Here is a 23,872-nt window from a genome sequence, read left to right on the forward strand (position 1 = left end):
TGAACATCTATGATATTGGAAAAAATATCATTTTCATAGACGTCAAAAGGGATTGAATCTATGAAATTACAAATTTGAGAAGAATCATAGATAGGGGAGGATGTGAACATCTATGAAATAGATATTTTTTTGATAATCATAGATTGAGAGTGTGTTGTTGTCTATGATTCTGGAATTTTTATCACTTTCATAGATTTAGTAGCTGAATATATCTATGATTTTGTGATTTTTATCTTTTTCATAGATTCATCTAGTCTCAATGCCCAGAATTCTGCTACGGGCAGTGAAACTAGAAGTTTTGGCTCAATCACTGCTCAGAAAATAGAAATCAGCAGTGAAAAGGACAATCTTGTTAAAATCACTGCCGAGAATCAAATTTACGGCAGTGAAATAAGAATTATAGTTGAAATCACTGCTCAGAAAATAGTAATCAGCAGTGAAAAAGATAATCTTGTTAAAATCACTGCCGAGAACCAAATTTCCAAGCAGTGAAACGAGAGATTTCCCTCAAATCACTGCTGAAGCCAAAACCGCCTGCCCAAATTTTCATTTTCCTAAATTTCAATTTTCCCAAAAGAACACCAAAAATACTAAAATTCAACATTTTAAATAAAGTATTGCAATAATAACCATCATAGGTTATAGTGCTGTAAAGGAAAACGTTTTCCGCTGCAAAAATAATAGTTACCCTAACAGAACCTAAAAACAAAAAGTCAGGCTAACAGAACCCAAAGACAAAGCAAAATCAACAGGTCCTGAAGACAAAGGTAAAATTAGCAAGTCCCAAAAGCAACAACCAACAACCCCAAAACCAACAACCCCAAAACCAACAACCCCAAAACCAACAACCCCAAAACCAACACCCCAAAGGAGACCACAATGCTACAGAGTGCAATTTTTCATAGAATGTCAGAGCAATACTGCTACCCACTGGACAACGACAACCTGATCATAAACATCAAAACCGGCTACGATATCGACGAAGTCTGGATCATCTACGGAGACCCCTACGACGCGGGAATCATGGGCGGAAGCGAGCGTTGGAGCGGCAAGAGAGAAGAGATATATTTCAAAAAACGCCTAAAGGATCACATCTGGTGGACCACGACGCTGCAGCCTGAATACAAGAGATGCAAGTACTACTTCGAGCTTCACAGCGGCGATGAGACCATGTATTTCTTTGAGGACGGCTTCTACACTGAGGAAGAGATGAATCAGGAGGGCAAGACCCTGTCATACTTCATCATGCCCTGGATGAATCCTGCTGATGTTTGCAGGACACCTGCATGGGTGAACGATACCGTGTGGTATCAGATTTTTCCTGAGAGATTCTGCAATGGTGACCACAGCCTTGACCCTGCGGGCGTGCTCCCCTGGCAGACTGGCGAGGTTGGCTTCCATGATTATTATGGCGGAGACATCAAGGGCATCAGAGACAGACTTCCCTACCTGAAAAGCCTTGGAATCACCGGAATTTACCTTAATCCTATTTTCGAAGCCCACAGTAATCACAAATATAACACCCGTGATTATAAGAAGGTGGACCCGCATTTTGGAACCAACGAGGACCTGAGAAAACTCGTAGATGAGGCTCACGCCCTTGGAATCAGGGTAATGCTTGATGCAGTTTTCAATCACACAGGCTCAGACCATCCGATGTGGCAGGATATCCTGGAAAAGGGTGAAAAATCCGAGTACGCAGACTGGTACATGATCAATAAGTGGCCTGTCGATAAGGACGAGGACACCAGAGATGGACGCTATTATTCCTTCGCCTTCGCAAAATACATGCCAAAGCTCAACACCAGTAACCCCAAAGTGCAGGACTATTTATTGGACATTATTCGTTTCTGGATCGAGACCTTTGACATCGATGGCCTTAGATTTGATGTAGGTAATGAGGTGTCACACTCATTCCTTAAGGCTGTGAGATACCAGACCAGCCATATCAAGGACGACTTTTATCTCCTTGGCGAGATCTGGCATGATTCTATCTCATGGCTCCATGGAGATGAGTACGATTCCGTCATGAACTACCCGCTGTCCACAGCCATAGCTGACTTTTGGGTATATAAAAATCGCGGCCGCGAAACCTTTGAATATGACATAAATCGCTGCTTTACCATGTATTTTGCACAGGTCAACGATGTGCTGTTTAACCTCTTGGATTCACACGACACAAACAGACTTATCGATAAAACCGGCGGAAATATAGATGTTTTCTATCAGCAGCTTGCCGCTCTTTTCACAATGCCCGGCAGCCCCTGCATTTACTACGGTACCGAGGTGGCAATGGAGGGCTCCTATGACCCTGACTGCAGACGCTGCATGCCCTGGGATGAGATTGATTCAGGAAAAAAGGATACCGAGATTTCAGAGATAAAACAGCTTATAAACCTGAGGAAGACCATGGAATCCTGCAAGAGCAGAAACTTCCATTTCCCCAATGACATACCTAAGGACAGAGTAATTTCCTATATAAAAATCGGTGAAAACGAGAGCATTCAGGTTTATCTGAACTGCGAAGAGACGGATGTCGAAATTGATATAAATGATTTTTCAGAAGTTTTATACTCACGTAAATGGGATGGAAGGGTGCTTCAGAGTAACGGAATACTAATTCTTAAGAAATAAACGCGTTTAGGTACCGAACGAATAATTACTTAAAAATCTGTAAAGCCGATTTACGAGGTTGGTTTTGGAGGCCAAGGCAATTATAATAGATATTGGAGTCAAAAAAGAATTATGGTGAACTTAGGCTCTAAAATCAATCGTGCTAAGATTTTCTAGACGATAACTACCAAAAATCATTGTCTATGAAAGGAGTAAACAATGGCAACACCACACAATAACGCGAAAAAGGGAGATATAGCAAAAACAGTTCTTATGCCGGGCGATCCGCTCAGAGCGAAATACATCGCTGAGAACTTCTTAACAGATGCAGTATGCTTCAATGAAGTTAGAGGAATGCTTGGCTTTACAGGAAAATACAAGGGCAAAACAATCTCTGTAATGGCTCATGGAATGGGCATTCCTTCAATCGGAATCTATACATACGAGCTTTACAATTTCTATGATGTTGAGAATATCATCAGAATCGGAAGCTGCGGCGGTATGCAGGATGATGTTGAACTTAAGGACATCATTATCGCAATGGGCTTCCACACTGATTCTAATTATGCAGCACAGTATAAGCTGCCCGGAACCTTCAGCCCCACAGCTAACTACAACATGCTTGAGAAAGCTGTTAATGTTGCAAAAGAGAGAGGCGTAAGATATCACGTTGGAAATGTAATTACATCTGACGTATTCTATCAGGAAGGCAATGCTTACGAGAAATACAAGGATTATGGCACACTCGGTGCAGAGATGGAAACAGCAGCTCTTTACATGAATGCAGCTGTAGCTAAGAAGAATGCACTCTCAATTCTGACAGTATCAGATCACATTTACAGAAAAGAGGAATTAACTGCAGAAGAGCGCCAGACCGGCTTCGGAGACATGATCGGCGTTGCTCTTGAGACAGCAATTCTCCTCTAATTTCCTTAAGGATGAATTACAAAAAGAACAGGGCGCATCATAAATGCGCAACATAAAAAGGGCGCTATGGCGCCCTTTTAAATTGTCATAACTATATTCATGAAGTCTTTATATCTTCTTGAGAGATTAGGCATCGGAATAATCAATTCCGGATAATAACGGATTTCTCCGGTTTCAGTACTTATTTTCTTTTTATCCTGATTAACTATGAAAACATTAGCATCAAAATCCCAGGTGTAAGAGTTATAATCTGTCAAAAATTTCTTTTCGGGAAAAAACTGTGCTAATGATTCTTTCTCAAAGCTTTCAAATTTCTTTGTGTCCTCGTATTTTTTTGCCTGGATTTTTAAAATCTGATTAGTGAAGTCGATTGTTACGGTTTTCATTTATGCGTTATTTCTCCAATTCCTTAGTTGTAGCCGGATTGAATACATATAATTGCATTGAAATAGAATAAATACTAGCTATTGTATCCAATTAAATTATAATATCAATTTATTGTATCTAAAATCAAGTAATTGTTTCAAATTGAAACAAAAAGGGGATAATAACTGTTATAATATTTTTCTAAGGGATTATACTTTAAATATCTAAGAAATCACCGTTTCTATAAACACGGAGTGGTATGAAGGATAAGACAAAATCTATATGGGCATGGTTTCCTGTAACACTGCTTACAGCGCTGTTCTGCTGTGTGCTCTGGGGAAGTGCGACACCTGCCATAAAAATCGCATATAAGCTCTTTGAAATTGGCCCTGATGATACTGCCTCCAGAATAATGCTGGCAGGAGCAAGGTTTTTTCTGGCCGGTATTATGACAATCGGATTTGGCTCACTTCTTTCGAGAAAAGTCCTGATCCCGGAGAGCGGATCCTTTAAGTACATCGCTGTGCTTGCGGCATTCCAGACGGTGGGGCAGTACTTTTTTTTCTTTATGGCACTTTCGCATATCGCAGGCGTTCGAGGCGCTATTATCAACTCTGCGGGGAGCTTCTTTGCAATCCTTGTAGCAGCATACATATTTCACTTTGAAAAATTTACAATTCGCAAACTTATCGGCTGCCTGGCAGGCTTTGCAGGAATTATCATAATACTTGGCGGATTTTCGCTATTTGGAGCAGGCGCTGACGCAACAGGAGCCGCAGCAAGTTCGCAAGCAGCTGGCCTCTTTTCAGGCGGGATAACTCTGCAGGGTGAAGGCGCAATGCTTCTTGCTACAGTTTTTTATGCGCTGTCTTCCTGCTGTATCAAGATATATTCACAAAAAGAAAATCCCGTGACCCTTAGCGGATATCAGTTCCTGCTGGGAGGTACTGTTCTTTTCACAGTCGGCTACTTTATGGGCGGCATGCTTATATTCCGCAGCCTGTCCTGCGTGCTGAATCTCGTCTATATGGGCTTTATTTCCGCAGGCGCTTATACTCTGTGGGGAATTTTGCTTAAACACAACCCTGTGAGCAGAGTGTCAATCCTTGGATTTATGAACCCCGTTATGGGAGTTCTGCTTTCAGCGTTGTTTCTTGGTGAAAATCGCGAGGCATTTTCGCTATCGGGCCTCATCGCGCTGCTACTTGTTGTAGCAGGAATTATTATCGTTAATACTGAAAAAACCTCGGATACATCTAAAAGTAAGAGAAAGAAATAGCAATAGTTTTAGTCGAAAGCGGTGGGTGAATATGAAGGAAAAATTCTTGGGTATAAAATATTCGACAAAGGATTTATCGTAACCTTTGTGCTTTTCATGGTGGTTTACAGCTTCATTTCGACAGTTTCTCCGCTGCTCTCGGCGCTGTATCTTCCGATAAAAACAATCCTGCTCATAGGAGCTGCTATTGCAGCCATAGGCGGCATCCTGATTTTTATGGCTACCGGGAAAGATACGTCCACACATAATCAAAAAGAGGAAAACAATCAGATATGAGTTACAACATTTTAATCGTTGAAGATGATATAAACATAGGAAACATGGTTCAGGAAGCGCTGGAGCTTGAGAGCTATGGCGTAACGCGCGCCTACTCGGGGACAGAGGCCCTTATGGTTCTTGAAAAATCAAAGCCTGACCTTGTTCTCCTCGATCTTATGCTACCAGGCCTCTCAGGAGAGGAGCTCATCTCAAAGCTTGACGGAATCGTGACGATTGTTCTTAGCGCCAGATCTGACCTTGACACTAAGATAGAGCTTTTGAAAAAAGGTGCCTGCGACTACATGACAAAGCCCTTTGCGATTTCAGAGCTTTTAGCGAGAATAGAGGCCCATTTAAGGCTTGCTCAGGCAGCAAAAAGCGGAGAAGAGCCAGAGAGCGATGAGATAGTCAGGGCCGGCAATATCACGCTGGACACAGGGCTTCTATCCGTGACCATTGGTGACAAAGAAACGAATCTGACAAGGACGGAAGCTGCGATTCTGAACATACTCATGCTTAATTCCGGAAGGCCCCTCGGCAGGAACACGATTCTCGACAGAATAAGTGAAGATACGCCTGACTGCACCGAGAGATCATTAAAACAGCACGTCAGCAACATCAGGAAAAAACTGCAGCAACTGGATAATATCGACCATATAGAGGCAATTTACGGTATAGGTTTTCAGTTTAATGAATCTTGACCATATCTTGACGATTTCTATACCACTTTCTTGACCAGAAAGTGGTATTTTTAATTCAATGAGAAATTAATTCTAATTTCGTATTAAATCAAAACGCTTCGCTATGGATGCGCAGCCCGCACCATAAGAAAGGAATGAAAAAAGTTATGGAATACATTTTTAAGGCAAAGGGTCTTTCAAAGAATTACGGAAAATTCGCAGCTCTTGCCGATGTGAATATGGAAATCCCAAAGGGGGCAATTTACGGATTTGTCGGCAAAAACGGAGCAGGTAAAACTACTCTTATACGAGTTATGACAGGCCTTCAAAAGCCTACTCAGGGCACTTATGAACTTCTCGGCAAGGCCGTAGATGACAAAGATATATCAAGAGCAAGAAGGAGAATGGGCGCAGTTGTTGAATCTCCCGCAATTTATCTCGACATGTCAGCAAGAGACAATCTCATTCAGCAGTGCCTTATGCTGGGGCTCCCTGATTATGACTGCGTCGATGAGCTTCTTTCCATGATAGGTCTTGCGGATACGGGAAAAAAGAAGGCAAGGAATTTTTCACTGGGAATGCGTCAGCGCCTCGGAATAGGAGTGGCTCTTTGCGGAAACCCTGATTTTATCGTGCTTGACGAGCCTATAAACGGCCTTGATCCTCAGGGAATCATCGAGGTAAGAGAGCTCATCTTAAAGCTTAACAAAGAAAAGGGAATTACCTTCCTTATCTCCAGTCACATTCTCGATGAGCTTGCAAGAGTCGCAACCTATTACGGATTCATCGACAAAGGGCATATCGTAAGACAGATGACCAGTAAAGAGCTTAGAGAAGAGTGCCGCAAATCAATCCGCATGAAGGTCAGCGATGTGGGACTTTTGACAAAGGTTATGGAGGAAAAGCGCATAGACTACAAGGTAGTGGATTCCAATACTGCAGACGTCTACGCAGAGCTGAATTTCTCAGAGGTTGCGAAGGACTTTGAAAAGGTAGGCTGCACGATCATTAATATGCAGGAGCGCGATGAGAGCCTTGAGGCCTTTTATCTATCACTGCTTGGAGGTAATGATAATGTTCAGAAATCTGTATGCTGATACAAGAAATATATTGTTAAGCCGCGGTTTTCACATTGCACTCAGAGTTATCGCAATCTACCAGATATTCTATTTTCTGCTTATAAAAATAGTTTTTATTTTTGCACTTAAGCAGACCATGGCAGCTGAAGAGGTGGCCTTCATATTTGCAAATATCGCCGCATTTTTGGTAACTGCGGCAACACTTTATATATCTGAAAGAGAGTTTTCAAACGGCTGCATAAGAAACAAGATCATATCCGGAGTTAGAAGAACGGATGCATTTTTATCCGCTGTGATCGGAGGGATGCTGCAGGGCGCATTATATGCCATGTTTGCCTGCGTGATTTCAACTGTTATTTCAGTGCTTTTTACAGGTGGTTATATGACATTTTCACCTCCTGAAATCGCAGATTACTGGCTGATTATCACAATGGCTTGCATGACGATCGGAGCATTTTCAACTTCTCTGATAATGATATTTGGCGGAAGCAAGATCTGTTACGTGATAGGACTTTTGATTGCTTTTGTAATAAAGGTGACTAATGCTTTTGTTCTTGATGCGCTTTATCCTACGAAGGGATTTTGCAAGCTGACTGGCACAAAGCTGATGGCTTATAGGTTTATCGACAGATTTATTCCTTATTCATATCTTGCATCGGAGCCACACTACGATATGCCGAGCTACCTTATAGGCTGCGGAGGACTGCTGATAATCTCAGTGGTGATAGGACTTATTGTTTTTAATAAAAAAGAACTGAGTTAATAATTTTGGAGAGAAAAAATGAGCAATTTATATAAAGCTAACATGAGAAGAATACTGAAAAACTCTATATTTGTAGGAGGCTGCGTTATTGCATTCGTTGTGACATTAGCATTTACCGCAAATCTAATGGGTTTCACAGGACGCTTTGAAGAAATGGGACCTGACAGAAGAATGGTCTTTGTAAGCGTAGCGATGCTCGCATTTTTCACGATATTCGTACCACTGTATACGAACATGGAATATCGCTATGGCGTTATCAGAAACAAAATCTTATCGGGTTATTCCCAGAAGGAAGTTTACTTCAGCCATCTGTTCTCACATTTCACGGCACTTGCAATTATGATGCTCTGTTACATAACAGGTGGAATTATTGGAGGTGCAAGAAGCCCCGAAACCCTGGTGATCAGCAGCCTTGTCCTGTTCTTTGCGCTTTGCGGCTACATTGCAACAATGATGCTTGTGACTATGCGCATAATTAAAATTACACTCGTTAGCATTTTCGCATTCCTTATCCTGGAAACATCATATGTCAGTGTAATGGTCGGAAATGCCCTCATGGCTTTTGTTTTAAAGGGCGCTGCGCAGGATGTGGGAAGGATAGTCTATAACTGCTTTGCATTTGGACAGTGGCTTGTATGCACCGGTCTTACCGATGATGTTGTAAAGCCCGGAGCCTTCGTTCAGATTGTTATTTCAGTAGCTGTATCCGCAGTGATGATCGGTATTACAACAATAGGACTTAATAAGAGAGATTTGCAGTAAGAAAAGAAGGAATGAAAAGTGAAACGAATAAGAATGTTTTTTATAACCTGCGTAGTGGCGATAGCAGTGTTTGTCTGTTCACTTGTGGGAATAAGAAGCTCGAAGGCTTTTTCGCCTGAGAGAAAAATGGAAGGAATTGAGGACGTTGCCCAGAGCTTTTCAGAGTTCAGAATCCCTGCGGATGTACGTGCAATCGGGATAGGAGAGGCAACCCACGGAAATCGTGAGTTCCAGCTCGCAAAAAAGGATGTACTTGAAAAGGTGGTAAGTGAAGGTGATGGTCGCTGCATTTGCTTTGAAATGGCAGTGGGAGAAGCGGCTATGATAAACGATGCGATCCACGACGAGAATTCGGATCTCACCGAGGCTCTCAGAAAACAGAGCTATCCACTTTATGACACACCTGAAATGGTCAGCCTCCTTCAGTGGATGAGGGAATTTAATGGGACAGTACCCTACGAAGCGTCGCTTATGTTCTATGGTGTGGACATTCAGGGAGGCATGACTTCAATTAATTACATGCAGGATCTTTGCAATAAGGGCAGCGAGTTCTTTACAGAGGAAGAGAAGGAGAAGCTTCTTTCCATTAAAACCGATGAGAAGTCCGATTACGCAGGAGAGCGCGAATTTTTCATAAAGCTCTCCGAGAGACTTGGCCGGGCGGATGACTATAGAAGCCGCCAGCTTTCCAGAGTTGCGACCTGTGTTGTGCAGCACATAGATGCTCCGAATTATGATGAGGATTCAGCCGCATTTTCCCATAACAGGGACCTTAGAATGGCTGAAAACTTAAAAGCCTATTCTGAGATTGAGGAAAAAAGAGGATATTCACAGGTTATCATCACAGCCCACAACGGCCATGCCATGAAGGGCGGCACCTCAGTTCTTCCTGCAAAGGATGCGGAAACAATGGGTGATTTTGTAAATAATCTTTTTGATGGCAGTTATTTTTGCATAGGGACTGAGTTTTATGAGGGTGAGGTGAATATTCACACAGCCGGAACCTATGATGATAACTATGAGAGAGCGAACCACTTTTACTGCAGTGAGGATCCGCTTGCATATCAGGCGCAGTATTTTGAGAACGGCACCTATGTCCTTGATTTCTCGAAGATTACGGATGAAAATAGTAGTGTATACAAGGCTACGCACAGCTACATTTTTAACGGTCTGATTGGTGAAGGCTATGCACAGATTCAGGATCTTTACAAGGATCACAGGATAAAGGCAATACCTTCAGAGCGCTTCGATGCAGTAATTTACTTCTATGAGGTAACGCCCATCGATCCTATTCATTACTAATCCGGGAGCAATTTATGAAATATCTGTTGATCATATGCATTCTCATAATAGTGTTTCTGTTACTCAAAATCATCGCGATGCGGATTTCCATAAAGGAGCTGACCGAGGATTATTCCGAGCGTGCAAAATTGAGGTCCAATACGCTTCTTAGGGTCTCCAGCAGAGACAGAAGAGTGAGGGAGCTTGCCAGCACCATGAACAAGACCCTGGAGCGTCTCAGGGACTCCTACAACAAATATGAGAATGGTGACCAGGAGATAAAAAAGGCAATTACAAATATTTCTCATGATCTTAGAACCCCGCTGACAGCCATCAGCGGGTATCTTGAGCTTGCGCAGAGACAGGAGAAAACCCCGGAGATGGAGAAGTATCTCTCCATCATCGAGGGCAGAACCGAGCATATGAAGAAGCTCACGGAGGAGCTTTTTGAGTATTCAGTGATCACCGGCGGTGAGATAACAGAAGAGAAGCAGGACGTAAACATCAACAGAATGCTTGAAGATTGCATCATGAATTATTATCCTGCTCTGAAGGCAAAGGGCATCGAACCTGAGATTGAGATCACAGAGAAAAAGATAGTGCGAAACCTCTATCCCTCCTATGTTGAGCGAATCATGAACAATCTTGTGAGCAATGCCCTCAAATACAGCGACGGCGATCTTGAAATAAGCCTTTCCGATGATGGTGATTTAAGGGTTACCAATTCATCAGAAAAGCTTAAAGCTGTTGATGTTAACAAGTTGTTTGACAGATTTTTCAGCGTGGAAAGCGGTAGCAGAAATTCTACAGGCCTTGGCCTTTCCATCGTAAAAATATTTGCCGAACGCATGGATCTGCGCCTAAACGCAGCCTATGAGTCCGGCAAAATATCTATTATTATTGGGTTTTAATTTCAGAATTTCTCTTATAAAGTCCTGAACATCTTTGCATCATGACTACCTTCGTCACGCCGTAGGAGTGCCTGCCTTCAAGCTGAACCTCAACGAAGAATTCAAGCTTGCCATGCCTGAACTGATCTGCATTAAAGGCAAAGTCAGCCTCTGCCTTTGCGCCCCAAAGATTGTTGAGAGGAAGTAAACACTCACTTGCACCAAGCACTTCCACGCCTTCCGGCATATGAAGAGAGATTCTTGCCCATTCTTCGCGGCGCTGCTCGAAGCAGTTTCTAACAGTAACGTGAATCTTTTTGTCCTCGCCGGGTCTAAAGAATGGCTCATCGATCAGGTCAACAAGAACTTCAAAAGCAGGATAGCAGTTACGAATCACATTGCTGCTAAGGGAACTGAGTTCTCTTACTGAAAGATGGTGATCCTTCAGAGTAGGATTGATGCGATGGATATATTTCTTCTGATCATTGCAGTGCAGATCCTCCTGACACTTGATCGTGTAGCCGTCCTTATTGAGCACGTCCACAATATCAATTCCGAGAAATCCCGGAACCAGTCTAGCAATTCTGTCAGCAAGTTCACTGCAGGTTGCGGGAACCCAGATTCCATCCCATGTTTTGTCGATGCACATAGTAACAATGCGGTCTCCGAGAGGAGCCGTCCACTTCTCAGGAAGATTAGCAGCACCGTCAATAATACCCATAAGTGCACCAAGAGTTGCGCAGGTGCAGTCAGTGTCCTCGCCGATTTCATTTGCGTGGATCATGCGCTCATCAAAATTGTTTCCATAGAGCCATGCAGCCACGATATAGCCTATATGCTCGGGAGCGTCCATTCCGGCTTCGCCGACGGTATCAAAACCGACAGCATCACTTCTTTCGCGGGCTTCCTCCAAGGTGTTGCACTGAACTCCGAAGGAACCGGGACAAACTTCATGGATAATACCGATAGCCTCTCTGAAAGGCACATCCTTTTCCTTACAATCAAGGGCAGTGTGCACCGCCTTGGCAACGAAGCAGTCCTCAGGAATGTAGGAGAGTGCGATGTCAATCAGCTTCATGGGATCACTCTCGGCAAAAGCTGCAGACTGAAGCGCAGTCACAAAAATCTCAGCAAGCATACCTTCAGAGGAGTGATCGACAATTGCATCCTCGAAAGCATATCTGGTAGCAAGCTCCGGATTTCCGGGAGCGAGACATGCCCAAATCTCTGAGCGTATCCAGCATCCGTTTGAATTGCGGTAGTCGTTGTCGACAGCGCCGGAGAGCGGCGGAACAAGCCCTGCGCGAAGATTTGCCTTGCCCTGACCATACTCAACCCAGTTGGGGATAATGTAGCTAAGCCAGTATTCGCCGAGAATCGAAGCATTTACGCCCCTTCCGTATTTCTCAACAGCCGCAAGCCATGCAATCTGAAGATCAAGATCATCATTTGCCGGCGGGCCGTTTTTCAGATCCTGTATATAAAAAGTTACGTCATTAAACTGGCGCTTTCCCTCAAAAGGACCTCCAAAAACTCCACCGATATTCTTTCCCATCCAGCAGCCCTTAACCTTGTCTGCATAAGTATCATATTTTAACAACATACGAATTTCCTCCTTAAATATCTGCATTATCAAGTACATAATTCACAAAGAACCAATCCACTCACAGCAAAGCTCAAACCAATGAGCGGCGTGAACATTTTCTTCCGCGCCATCATTGCCATCGTACAAACCTCCTCCGTGGCAACCGCCCCTGAACAAATGCGCCTCACATGGAATACCGCGGAGTCTCCATGCCTTGGCCATATCCAGGATAAACAGAGGATCGTCATCATCTGTCTGTGCAAAAAATGCGGGCGGAAGAATAGTAGGAAGCCTTAGTAAAATTGATTCCGAAGCTTCTTTCAAAGCCTCATCAGCTTCAAAACCGCACAACCGGTTGTAACACCTTGTGGGGTGATCAACTATCCCCGTGTCAGTGAATGCACCGTAAATAAAAATCTCAGCATCGGGAAGGATCCTTTCCCGGCTAATCTCATCGTCTATCAGAGAATACCCCATGCCACATTGTGCACCGGAGCGCCCTACAGTATCATGTAAAACAGAGTATCCTCCATTTGTCTGCGCACCGGAGCACCCTGCAGCTTCACTCATATCGGCATATCCCTTCTCCGCCTGCATATTTATGAGCGAAGTTAAGATACCACCTGCCGAGAAGCCAAGCGTGATAACACGCGCATCACTAAAGCCTGAGGCTTTACAGTAGTGTCTTATAATTTGGACAGCACGCATACCATCCATACATATGATTTCATTTTTATGGGGACGACAACGATAATTTAGAATAGCGACATTAAAGCCTTTATTATAGAACGCCGTAGCAACCGGCATGGCCTCATGGATAGATTTGAAAAGAAAAGCACCTCCCGGGATGATCAGCACGAAGTCGCGGCTGTTTTTAATAGGGGGGAAGATGGATACCGCAGGCTCTGGCTGACCTGTCTCGTAATCCCGGTCTGGTATATTTTTATCCGGCCATAAAGGAATTTTTTCTGCGTGAATTTCATCAAGCTCATCCCACATCCTTGCCCAGGCCTTGTTGGCCTCGGGGATGAGCGTTTTCCACTCGTCAAGTAAGTTCATGAATTATTCCTCATGTATTTTCTGAACTGCGTGGGCGGAACATTTTCATAGCGCTTGAAAACCTTGGTAAACACACGGTAATCGTTAAAACCTGCAGCCTCTGAAATTTCCGCGATACCCATATCGGTTCGCGCAAGAAGCTCCTTGGCTTTCTCAATGCGAAGATGGGTAAGATAGCTCAGATAGTTAACTCCGAGTTCATCTCGGAACACTCTGCTTATATAGTTTGGGGTCAGGTAAAAAACCTCGCCCAGTATTTTCAAACTGATTTCTTCATCAAGGTGATTATTCAGGTAGTCAGTCATATCGCGGATGAGCTTCCTGTCAGTGCTGGAAGCGGGAGCATCCTCAAGCATATCCATCTCGCCCAGCTTGATCTTCAGCCTGTCCACAAGATCGGAGAGTTCATCGAAGTTTACCGGCTTTAGGAGATATGCTTCCACCCGAAGGCGCAGTGCCTCCTGGCAGTAGGAAAAATCGTCATATCCGCTCACAATCACAAATGCAGTTTTTAGACCCTGCTTTTTGATTTTTGCTATGACTTCAAGACCTGTCAAAACAGGCATGCTTATGTCGATTATTACAATGTCCGGATGGAGAGTCTCAATCTTTTCAAGGGCTTCCTGGCCGTCACTGGCTTCGCCAATAATGCTGCAGCCATGTTTTTCCCAGTCAAATAAATGCTTAAAGCCCTCCCTGATTGTCTGCTCATCATCTGCAAGTAGTACCTTCAGGTTTCGCATGAATACATCTCAGCTCCTTCCTCGGAAATGTGCTTCAGTATGGTTATCTTTGCGGTAACGCCGCCCTGCGGATTATCAAGATATTCAAGTCCGCAGGTCTCATCGTAGAAAAATCGCAGCCTGTTCTGCACGTTCTGAAGACCGATACTGCTGTGGTGATCCTTTTCCTTGATATCGTTGTTGAGAAGAGCAGTGATCTGCCGCTTTTCATCAGCGGTCATGCCTATTCCGTTATCGGAAACAGTCAGCTCAACATGATCATCGGAAACGGTCCGTGCATTAATCTCGATTTTGCCCTTGTAGCCCTTGTCACGTAAACCGTGCAGGATGCTGTTTTCAACCACAGGCTGCAAAATGAAATTCGGAAGTTCAATATCTTCAAGACCCGGCTCACAGTCAATGCTGCTTTCAATCTCAGTATAGCGAAAATGCATGAGCGCCAGGTAGTTTTCAATAAGATCAAGTTCATGATCCAAAGTTACGATGGATTCGTTAAACCGCATGCTCAGACGGAAGAAGGACACTAGTCGCATCAGCATATCCGCTACCTGCGGATCATCGTTCATCTGGGCACTTATTCGTATTGTATCAAGTGTATTGTACAAAAAATGCGGATTTATCTGGCTCTTTAGGTAAAGCATTGTCATTTTCTGCTCGCGCATCTGTGTATCGCGGAGCCGCACCTGGTCCTGATATTCGCGCTCGATCTGATTCTGGATGGTGTCGAGCATCGCGTTATATCCGGAGATGAGTCGTCCCGTTTCATCACCTGATACAACCGGAAGTCTCTTGCTCAGTGTTTCTGAGTTGAAGCCACCCATGATATCAGCAAGCTCGGTAACAGGATTTATAACTTTGCGTACAAGCCCTGCTGTGATAAAAATCGCAGAGAGAAGAGTGATAATGCAAAACAGGAAGTAGATAGGCATCATTCGGAAGATTTCTTTGAAAATTGAATTCATTGTTCTACCAACGATAAGCCTAAGACCGCTGTCTGTCGATGTCAGACTTGTGGCATAATAAGTTTTTCCTGAGTATTTCACCCGTCCACTGCCATTGTCAGGAAGCTTTGAGCCAATAATTGAGTTCGAATTAAGCAAAAGCTCATCCGCATTTTTACTGCAGATAACCTTACCGTTCTGAGTGGTGAGAAGATAGAAGCTGTCCGGGGAGATTGTACTTGCACAGATGTAATTAAGCTTGTCCACCGGCGAGGTTAAAATGATCTCACCAACCTTTTTATGAGGAGAAAAGCTGTAAATATCGCGTACCATCCATAAGCAATTGTAAAAGTATGGATTTGTAACATATTCCCCGTGGAATCGCATAAACGGGGGCTGACGGTCAATAATGATACGGCAGTTGTCCACGAGCATCGTTTCCTGCTCCATGGCATCAATCTGATCCAGTATGGAAACGCCTGTATCGCGCTTTGGCGCGGAATTTGTCTCATCATAGTGGAAGATCATGTCTTCATTATCCATGATGTAAATACCGCCGATATCATTTCTTATGATCGACAGGGAGTTGTAGAAGGTTATAAGATAACGCTCCGCTTCTAGTTTTTCTGCGGTGTCCATCTTAGATGACTCGGAGATGATATCCAAAATCCTGTCATCGGCCATGGTCATCAGCGAAACGCGGCTCATATCCTTAATCTTGTCATCAATAGACAGCAGAGTGTTGCATAAGTAGGTTTTGTTATTTTGCTTCTCACTTCGTATCGAAAGAGCGTAGTTAACACAACTGATCGCCACAAAGATCAGAATATACAAAACACACAGTATTACGCTGATGCTGAAAACCAGCTTCCTGCTTATACTTTCGCGTTTTTCTCCGCTGCCCATTAAATCCTCCCCGGGGATTATCCTTTAACCGCTCCGCTTGTCATGCCTTCTACCATGAATCTGGATGCAAACACATAGAAGATCGCAATCGGCGCAAGACATATGATAAGTGCTGCAAATATTACCTGCACCGGAAACTGCGCTGAGCCTGTCTTTGCTGAAAAGTAGATGGGCACCACCGAGAGCGGAAGCTTTGCCTTGTCCGTAATAAAGGTCATGGCAAGCTGCAATTCATTCCAGGAAAGCAAAAACGTCTGAATCAGAGTAAATGCTATTCCGGGCTTTGCCAGTGGAAGCATGACATAGATAAATGATTTTAAATTGCTTCCACCGTCCATGTATGTGGCTTCCATCAATGCATCCGGAAGCGTATCAAAGTAATTTTTTAACATCATCAGATTAAAGCAACAGGCCAGTGCTGCGTATGGAAGAACCACTGAAAAGCGGCTTCCAAGAAGGCCAAACTGCTTAACTGTTACGAAAACCGGAAAGACCAAAGCTGCTGTCGGCATCATCATTCCCATGAGAAGAACATAGTAAAGAACATGCTTCCCCGGAAATTCCAACTTGGAAAATGCAAATGCCGTTAAGGATAGAATTATAAAAACTACCAGCAGAACGCTTCCCACTATCAAACAGCTGTTAAAGAAATTTTTGTAGAGCGTCATAGAATTGAAGACTATGGCGTAGTTATCAAAACCATTGACGGCTACTGACTTTTTCATCATTATGATCAATGGATACATAAATATTATACAGGCAATTATGCAAAGAATGTGTATCCAAAGATATCTTGTGCGTTTAGGCTTCGGTTTTTTTATCATTGGCACACTCACTCCTTTTCCTGTTTATAATATATTCGCAGCTGAATAGCGGTGATAACCATCGCAATCAGTAGCATAAGTACTACGACAGCTGATGCTTTTCCCTGATTGAAGGACTCGAAGGACAGAGTGTTTATATATGTTGAGAAAAACTCCGTGGCGTGATTCGGACCGCCACCTGTCAGTACATACGGAATATCAAAGGTTTTCAGCGAACCTATCATACCCATGATAAACACGGTGTAGTGAGTGCTTCTTAGCATTGGGAAGGTTACAAGAAAGAAACGCTGGAGCGGGCTTGCACCGTCGATATCAGCTGCTTCGTATACCTCGGTGGGGATGTTGAGCATTCCGGTGTAATATACAAGCATACTGTATCCGGTCCATTGCCAGATATTTACAATGATGACCCACATGAGCGCAAGCCCCGGTGTGGCAAGCCACGGAAGAGCAGCGCTATCAAGGTGAGCACCTCTTAGCATCTCGTTCAGGTAACCTTTATTAGTTTCCAGAATTTTTGAAAATACTGAACCAACGATTGTGGGTGTAGCCACTATAGGTAGGTAGATGAGAGTTCTGTAAAGGCCGGACAGTTTTAATCCGCCTCGCATAAGGCTCGCGAAGAACATACCCAGTATTCCCTGAATAATTATTGTGGAAAAAGAGAATACAAGAAAATTGATCAAAATGCGGACAAAGATCGGATCCTTTACAAGTTCAGCGTAATTCTGAAAACCTATCAGCTTCATTTCCCTGCTGATACCATTCCATTCAAAAAAACTTATTCTAACGTTATAAACGATCGGATAGATTATAAATGCAGCGAATAATATCAGCATGGGAGCGATGTATAGATAATTCGACAAATGCTTCTTGCGCATCTGAAGATCCTCCCTTCTTTATGACTGGCATCTTTTCCGCAAAGATATAGATTGCAGTCAGAGCCAGTGGTAGTATAGAGAATGCCTTTTCGACATTCTCCATAGCACCTGATATTATTCGTTAGCGTGAGATAGTTTCTGATGTCTGCTGTACTTTCTGTGCAGCTTCTTCAGGAGTGATATCGCCTAAAGCAAGTGCTTCAAGTGCATCACATACTGCGTTGCTGAGTTCTGCGTACTCAATTCCGCGAGTACCTGCAACATTGTTTTTACCATTTTCAATAATATAGTCGAGATTCTGCTGTCCATCCTCGCTGAGGCCTGTTACATTGAGCTTCATATCACTGCGAGAGGGCATATACTCGAGGTACTGATTAACAAGCATATCCTGACCTTCATCTACAAGGTAGCTCATCCAACGGAATGCAGCTTCCTTAACCTTGGACTCAGGATTCATGCAAAGTATAACGTCTACAGAAGCAGTAACAGGTGCAATTTTTCCATCATCATTCCAGTCGATCAGGAAAATATCGTGATCTGCACCGTCGCTGTTGAAGGTCTTCTTTGTCTCTTCATCGCTAAGGGTGTACATGTTCATAGCCCATGAACCGTTAGCAAACATGGGGATGCTTCCCTCGCGCTGGAACATGTCGTTAACTTCATTGTAAAGAGTCATGCTGATAGCGCTATCCTGGAAGATTCCGTTATTAAAGCTGTCCTGCCAGATCTTGAAGGATTCAATGATCGGCTCTGTTTCAAATGATGCTTTTCCTGCGATAGCATCGTACATTGCGTCTTTGTCGCAATCTGCAGCGATGGACATCCACATATCAAGGTTGAGCCAGGAATCCATTGCTCCAAGTGCGAGAGGGAACTGACCCTGCTCACGAAGCTTCTTTGAAACCTCAAGCATTTCTGTATAATTCGTAGGAATATCGCAGCCGTATTCTTTCATCATATTTACGTCTGCCCAAAGATATCCGGCGTATGTCTGACCAAGCGGAAGACCGTAAATCGTGCCATCCGCATCGTCAACATTACTTAAGCAGGATTCAAGAAATCTATCCTTAAAATTGTCACCCCATGTGGTCTTGCAATAAGGAGTGAGGTCTTCCTCAAAATCGCGGAAGGCATCGAATGAAGCTCCGGAGCTGATTCCGTAAACATCAGGTCCTTCACCGCCCATAAGCTTTACTCTGAGCTGATCCTGATGAGAGCTTGATCCTACATAAACATATTCAACATCAATATCGGGATTTTCTTTTTCAAACTGATCAATGATCTTATAGATCGGACTGTCCGGCCCTGAATCAGCAGGATTCCAAGTCTGGAAAGTTACTGTAGTTTTCTCCTCCGGTGCCGGTGATGAACACCCTGCCAACATGATAGGACACATGGCGATAGCTAAAACTTTTGATATACCCCTTTTCATGAACACTTCTCCTTTTAAAGAAACAGAATTATTAGAATGCAGGTCCCTGTTGATTCTATTATCGCCAATGCCTACTTTGTCTTATAGTGCGTTTTTATTCACAAATGTGTCAATTTTAGCATTTGATGATATGAGCACAAATATATGGTTGCCTTGAAAATTAGATTAAGCAACTGTATTCAGAAAATAGCTAAGTTCAAAGCAAATACTAATAATATGTAGACATAATATTTGGTTCAATCTGCATTTTGAAAATAACTAAGCTCATAGCCATCACCTGTTATTGTAGATATAACTTTATGGGTCAATCCGTATCCTGATAAAAGCTAAGCTTTTGTCCATCGCTTGTTATCGTTACGTCTCCGTGGCGTGTTTCTGTGTAGCTTATCCCATACTTTTCCAGAAGCTCAAGCGTCTTGCTATCAGCGGGATTCTTCTTTGAGGAGCAGATAACAGCATATTCCGGAGAGGTAATGCTGAAGAGCTCTTCAAGCTCTGCTTCATAAACACCATGATGTGGCACCTTCAAAAAGTCCACATCCTCAAGCTGATCATTTTCTACCAGTTCTCTGATGCGCTCCTTTTCAATGTCACCAGCGAAGAAGAGCTTCTTGCTCCCATGAACTATAGTTGTGATGAGAGAGAAGTTGTTGTCATATTCATCATCGCTATCAGGTATTTCATATGAAGAAGGCGGATCAATGGTTACCTCTGCACCGCCTAATTCAAAAGTCTGCCTTTCCACCACCATCTCCGGAGTTACCTTAGCATCACTAAGAGAATCCATAAATTCCTCATATTCAGGATGTGTTCCCACATAATCCGGAAGAAGCACTCTGTCTGCAGGAATCTCATCAATGAGCGTATCCGCTCCGCCAACATGATCCTTATCAAAATGCGTAATGACAAGAGCATCCAGACTTGAAATACCGCGACTTTTCAGGAAATTCACAACCTCCTCGCCGTCATCATCCTCGCCCGCATCAATAACCATCGCATGACCATCCGTTTCACAGATTATCGCATCAGCCTTCCCAACCTTCAGAATCGTCACCACCAGAGGAGAGAGAGCATCAGAATCTCCGGCATTATCAGCTGATTCGTTCTTGCCTGCGTTATCTGCACTACCGGCATTATTTCCACCGGTGTTATCTGCTTGTCCAGCATTATTCTTAATATTGCCCGAATTACTACACCCGGCCAGCAATGCCAACGCTATTATAGCTACAACTATCACTAAAAGAATTAGTTTATGATTCATAAAATCTAATCAACTCCTAAATTGAATAAATTCTGCAATAACCTACGTATAAATGCTTGCAAATAGGCCATTTCTGTATGACTACGCTGCTGAACCTATTAACTTACTCATTCATTTTCTCACGAAACCCGCAGCAAGAGCGGATTTCTGATTGAACATCTATGAAATTAGACTTTTTGGAGTACGCAGAGACTATATGCGTTTACATAAGTATATTAATTATAGAAAAAGCCGCGACATCTGTATATCCTTAATTGAATTCCGATTAAATTTGTGTGAAAAAACAAAAGAAAAGCTTGTAAGGCAACAAATCCGCGCTATTTTAGTAAGTTTGTTGTATGAAAAGCAACAAAATCAGGGTCTTTCCCATTGTTTGTTGACTCAATAATTCTTTAGGTCAACAATTGTCAGGCCTTAATCAGTATTTGTTGCCTCGGATATTTTGGGGGACAATAATTATCATGTTTACAGGACAATTTGTTGTCACGGAATTTTTTAGGGACAACAAATCTTTGATGTCTCGAACAATTTGTTGCCATGCTATCCCTCGACAATAACAATTCTTGTTACTAACACTTCTGACAAGCAACAACCAACATACTATCAGCTTGATTTGTTGCCTTTTAGAAATCCGAACACCATTTTTGCCGTTTTTTAACATTCTTAGCAAGCAAAAATACCAGGAAATCTTGACCAGACCCCCACTTACTCAGTTTTTCTATCACACTAAACCCAACCTGCGGTATAATATTCTTAACAATCTATCATAGTATCCGCGCGTAGCTAATTCCTAAAAACCGCGCATCAAAATGCTATGTCTGGCAAGGTATGAAAAAAGAATAGTATGGAGGAGAGAGTATGAAGACATTTCTGAAAAACTACTGGTTCATGTTAACTATGCTCACCGGCGTTGTCGCGGGCTGTATCACAGGTGCAGTGTGGCCCGGCGCAACAGTTCTGGAACCTCTGGGAACCGTTTTCATCAATTTGATGTTCTGCGTAGTTGTTCCCATGGTTTTCTGTTCAATAGCATCTGCTATTGCAAACATGCCGGGAGTGAAAAGAGCAGGCAAACTCCTGTCTACAACAGTGATTACCTTCTTTTGTACAGCTGGCATAGCAAGTGTTATCATGTATGCCGTTGTTCGCTTTTTCCCGATTTTCACAATGAGTCCTGAATACGAAGTGGTTACTGATCCGGAAGCACCTGGCATCGCCGAACTTCTTGTAAACTTCTTCACAAAGCCTGATTTTACCGAGCTTTTAAGCCGCAGAGCGATTCTTCCGCTCATTATTGCAGCAATCCTCTTTGGTTTCGGAGTGCAGCTTAACGGCGGTCCTAAGACAAAAACTGCGGCTCTTTTAAAGGATCTCACCGAGTGCATATTAAAAACCGTAAAGATCATAACCTACTACGCACCGATAGGTTTCTTCGGATTTTTCGCAAGTCTTGTAGCGACCCACGGACAGGATTTCATGACAAATTATGCTAGAGCTATCATAGTTTACTATGTTGTCAGCATCGCGTATATGGTAGTATTTTTCCCAATCTATGCCCGCTTTGGTGGCGGAAAGGGCGCTATCAGTGTAATGCTTAAGCACATCTTCAAGCCCGCTGCAGTTTCATTCGGTACATGTTCATCAGTTGCAACAATTCCGACCAATCTTGAAGAAGCTGAAAGCACAGGTATTTCCAAGGAAGTAAGCCAGATTGTAATACCCATGGGTGCAACGATGCACATGGATGGCAGTGCAATGGGAGCTATCATAAAAGTTGCCTTCCTTTTCGGAATGTTCGGAATGCCGTTCAATTCCGGAAATGCTATTCTGGCAATAATCATAGCTGTATTCTCATCCGTTGCAATGAGCGGCATACCCGGAGGCGGTGGGACAGGAGAGCTGGCCCTTTGCTCGATTTTCTTCCCCGGCCAGATAGCAGTAGCCTTCCCTATAGCCCTTGCAATAGGCGAACTCATTGATCCCCCTGCAACAATGGTCAACGCCGCAGGAGATTACGTTGTATCGTTCATCGTTTCCAGATTCACAGAGGGCAAGAACTGGTTAAAAAAGGAAAAAAAAATAGCTGCTTGAAAGTGTTGAGCTAATCATACATTTTGAATGTTTTAAAAGGATTCCTATTATCGGCAATAATGCTGATGACAGGGATCCTTTTATGTTATTGAAAAGGTCTTTTCTATGTCATTATTTTTTTTATAAAATCAAAAAATAATAATCGGCAAATTCTTTTGTAAATAGCGGATTATTAATTGACATCAGTTCGAATAAAGAGTACGATTTTAAGTGAGGTTCTTTAATTCTTTAAAGGATGTCAGAAATGTTTTTGTTGAGTATGGGAGGTTATAGTATGAGTTCAAAGAAGCTACTTGTACGGGCATCTTATGCAGTTTCGGCAGATCTGAATGCAACTGCAGGGTGTCAGAAAAATGAAGAAGATTTGTGTCTTAACGAAAAAATCACAAAACAAAATGGAAAACTGAATAGTGTACCGCGTGGATTTTACGCATTTAGAGCAATGCTGCTTATGATGCTTGCATTGTTTGTTTTTATCATGTTTCCCGGTAAAGCAACTACGGTTAAGGCTGTAGAGCGAACCCCATATACTGTAACAGAAGATTCTACAATTGGCGCAGATGTTTTCAGAAATAGTGTTTTTTATACGGAAGTAGTAATCAAAAATGGAGCAACCGCGACTGTAAACGGAAACGTTACTGCTACAATTCCGGTGACTATCGAGGATGAAGGGAAACTTATTGTTAATGGTAATTATACTCAGCAATCCGAAACATTTGCACCGAATGGAATAGATGCAGAAGTAGAGATTGGTGGAAACTTTTCTGTAATCAATAGTGGAAGAATCTACAATACTAATAACACTACGACAGTAAGTATTGATGGAGATTATCTTTATAATTCTACAAACTCCGTACAGTGGAATGTAGCTAAATGGAGAATAGGCGGAAACGTTACTCATAGCACTGTTAAGGATGGCGGAACTTTTTTTGATAAGCTATATCTTACGGGAAATCAAAAACAGATTTTGTCATTAAAATCTGATACAAGCATAGGTGCTCTTTATATGGATAATGAAAATAATAAAGAGCTGGATGTTCCTGCAAATTTGAATGCCGTTATATGCAGTGATGTTGATATTACAGCCGGTGCCAATACAGTCATAAATAAAATGGTAATAGACACAGATAAGGAAGTTAATTTCAATGGTGATCTGACTGCAGTAGGACCGGTAGGAACTAAAGATAGATCAAAACTACATGTAACTGGTGATTATACCCAGAAATCTGAAATATTATCACTAAATGGAGT

22 protein-coding genes are annotated in these 23,872 nt (G+C 42.8%); 13 read left to right on the plus strand and 9 right to left on the minus strand.

Features of this window, described 5'->3' with window-relative positions:
• The first annotated feature begins 222 nt into the window (after positions 1-222).
• The 3 genes from G586_RS26765 (at position 223) to deoD (ending at position 3,540) form a co-directional block, all read left to right on the plus strand.
• Complete coding sequence (locus tag G586_RS26765) at positions 223-492, plus strand: hypothetical protein (protein WP_026529152.1); 270 nt, start codon at positions 223-225, stop codon at positions 490-492.
• Positions 493-879: 387 nt separating this feature from the next.
• On the plus strand, positions 880-2,634 hold the full coding sequence (locus tag G586_RS0120210) for a glycoside hydrolase family 13 protein (protein ID WP_026529153.1): 1,755 nt from the start codon (positions 880-882) through the stop codon (positions 2,632-2,634).
• Positions 2,635-2,832: 198 nt separating this feature from the next.
• A complete protein-coding gene (gene deoD / locus G586_RS0120215; protein ID WP_026529154.1) occupies positions 2,833-3,540 on the plus strand; it encodes a purine-nucleoside phosphorylase in 708 nt (235 codons plus the stop codon).
• 77 nt (positions 3,541-3,617) lie between these two features.
• Here the strand turns inward: deoD and G586_RS0120220 are convergent, their stop codons facing one another.
• Positions 3,618-3,926: a hypothetical protein gene (locus G586_RS0120220; protein ID WP_026529155.1), complete on the minus strand. Its 309-nt coding sequence runs from the start codon at positions 3,924-3,926 to the stop codon at positions 3,618-3,620.
• A 239-nt stretch (positions 3,927-4,165) separates the two neighbouring features.
• Between G586_RS0120220 and G586_RS24240 the strand changes: the two genes are divergently transcribed.
• From G586_RS24240 to G586_RS0120260, 8 genes are all read left to right on the plus strand, one after another.
• Positions 4,166-5,185, plus strand: a complete 1,020-nt coding sequence (locus G586_RS24240) for a DMT family transporter (RefSeq protein WP_051204978.1) — start codon at positions 4,166-4,168, stop codon at positions 5,183-5,185.
• A 21-nt stretch (positions 5,186-5,206) separates the two neighbouring features.
• Entirely contained in the window at positions 5,207-5,461 is a 255-nt protein-coding gene (locus G586_RS0120230; RefSeq protein ID WP_026529156.1) for a hypothetical protein, read from the plus strand.
• Positions 5,458-6,144 (plus strand): response regulator transcription factor, encoded by a 687-nt coding sequence (locus G586_RS0120235; protein WP_026529157.1) that lies wholly within the window; start codon positions 5,458-5,460, stop codon positions 6,142-6,144. Before G586_RS0120230 ends, G586_RS0120235 begins: the two co-directional genes overlap by 4 nt.
• Positions 6,145-6,290: 146 nt before the next feature.
• Entirely contained in the window at positions 6,291-7,220 is a 930-nt protein-coding gene (locus tag G586_RS0120240; RefSeq protein WP_026529158.1) for an ATP-binding cassette domain-containing protein, read from the plus strand.
• On the plus strand, positions 7,198-7,965 hold the full coding sequence (locus G586_RS0120245; protein ID WP_026529159.1) for a hypothetical protein: 768 nt from the start codon (positions 7,198-7,200) through the stop codon (positions 7,963-7,965). Before G586_RS0120240 ends, G586_RS0120245 begins: the two co-directional genes overlap by 23 nt.
• Before the next feature lie 18 nt (positions 7,966-7,983).
• The gene (locus tag G586_RS0120250; RefSeq protein ID WP_026529160.1) at positions 7,984-8,727 is read left to right on the plus strand and encodes an ABC transporter permease; all 744 of its coding nucleotides are present in this window, start codon (positions 7,984-7,986) and stop codon (positions 8,725-8,727) included.
• Between the two features lie 18 nt (positions 8,728-8,745).
• A complete protein-coding gene (locus G586_RS0120255) occupies positions 8,746-10,029 on the plus strand; it encodes an erythromycin esterase family protein (protein WP_155834311.1) in 1,284 nt (427 codons plus the stop codon).
• Positions 10,030-10,043: 14 nt separating this feature from the next.
• Positions 10,044-10,919: a sensor histidine kinase gene (locus G586_RS0120260; protein ID WP_026529162.1), complete on the plus strand. Its 876-nt coding sequence runs from the start codon at positions 10,044-10,046 to the stop codon at positions 10,917-10,919.
• Here the strand turns inward: G586_RS0120260 and G586_RS0120265 are convergent.
• The 8 genes from G586_RS0120265 to G586_RS0120300 all read right to left on the minus strand — a co-directional run bounded on the left by G586_RS0120265 (position 10,906) and on the right by G586_RS0120300 (position 20,530).
• On the minus strand, positions 10,906-12,501 hold the full coding sequence (locus G586_RS0120265; protein ID WP_026529163.1) for an ADP-ribosylglycohydrolase family protein: 1,596 nt from the start codon (positions 12,499-12,501) through the stop codon (positions 10,906-10,908). The two genes, G586_RS0120260 and G586_RS0120265, sit on opposite strands and share 14 nt — an antisense overlap.
• Before the next feature lie 42 nt (positions 12,502-12,543).
• Complete coding sequence (locus tag G586_RS0120270) at positions 12,544-13,542, minus strand: alpha/beta hydrolase (protein ID WP_026529164.1); 999 nt, start codon at positions 13,540-13,542, stop codon at positions 12,544-12,546.
• Positions 13,539-14,285, minus strand: a complete 747-nt coding sequence (locus tag G586_RS0120275; protein WP_026529165.1) for a response regulator transcription factor — start codon at positions 14,283-14,285, stop codon at positions 13,539-13,541. Before G586_RS0120275 ends, G586_RS0120270 begins: the two co-directional genes overlap by 4 nt.
• Complete coding sequence (locus G586_RS0120280) at positions 14,273-16,132, minus strand: sensor histidine kinase (RefSeq protein WP_026529166.1); 1,860 nt, start codon at positions 16,130-16,132, stop codon at positions 14,273-14,275. The genes G586_RS0120275 and G586_RS0120280 overlap by 13 nt, the downstream gene beginning before the upstream one ends.
• Positions 16,133-16,149: 17 nt before the next feature.
• The gene (locus G586_RS0120285; protein ID WP_242832074.1) at positions 16,150-16,860 is read right to left on the minus strand and encodes a carbohydrate ABC transporter permease; all 711 of its coding nucleotides are present in this window, start codon (positions 16,858-16,860) and stop codon (positions 16,150-16,152) included.
• Between the two features lie 104 nt (positions 16,861-16,964).
• Positions 16,965-17,837 (minus strand): carbohydrate ABC transporter permease, encoded by an 873-nt coding sequence (locus tag G586_RS0120290; protein ID WP_026529168.1) that lies wholly within the window; start codon positions 17,835-17,837, stop codon positions 16,965-16,967.
• Between the two features lie 121 nt (positions 17,838-17,958).
• Positions 17,959-19,269, minus strand: a complete 1,311-nt coding sequence (locus G586_RS0120295; protein ID WP_026529169.1) for an ABC transporter substrate-binding protein — start codon at positions 19,267-19,269, stop codon at positions 17,959-17,961.
• Positions 19,270-19,573: 304 nt separating this feature from the next.
• On the minus strand, positions 19,574-20,530 hold the full coding sequence (locus G586_RS0120300; protein ID WP_026529170.1) for an MBL fold metallo-hydrolase: 957 nt from the start codon (positions 20,528-20,530) through the stop codon (positions 19,574-19,576).
• Between the two features lie 858 nt (positions 20,531-21,388).
• Here G586_RS0120300 and G586_RS0120305 point away from each other — a divergent pair.
• Positions 21,389-22,621, plus strand: a complete 1,233-nt coding sequence (locus tag G586_RS0120305) for a dicarboxylate/amino acid:cation symporter (protein ID WP_026529171.1) — start codon at positions 21,389-21,391, stop codon at positions 22,619-22,621.
• Between the two features lie 274 nt (positions 22,622-22,895).
• Positions 22,896-23,872: hypothetical protein (locus tag G586_RS0120310; RefSeq protein ID WP_026529172.1), on the plus strand; the 977-nt coding region annotated here is incomplete at its 3' end.

Origin of the sequence: Butyrivibrio sp. VCD2006 (assembly GCF_000423925.1) — a bacterium.
Lineage (GTDB): Bacteria > Bacillota > Clostridia > Lachnospirales > Lachnospiraceae > Butyrivibrio.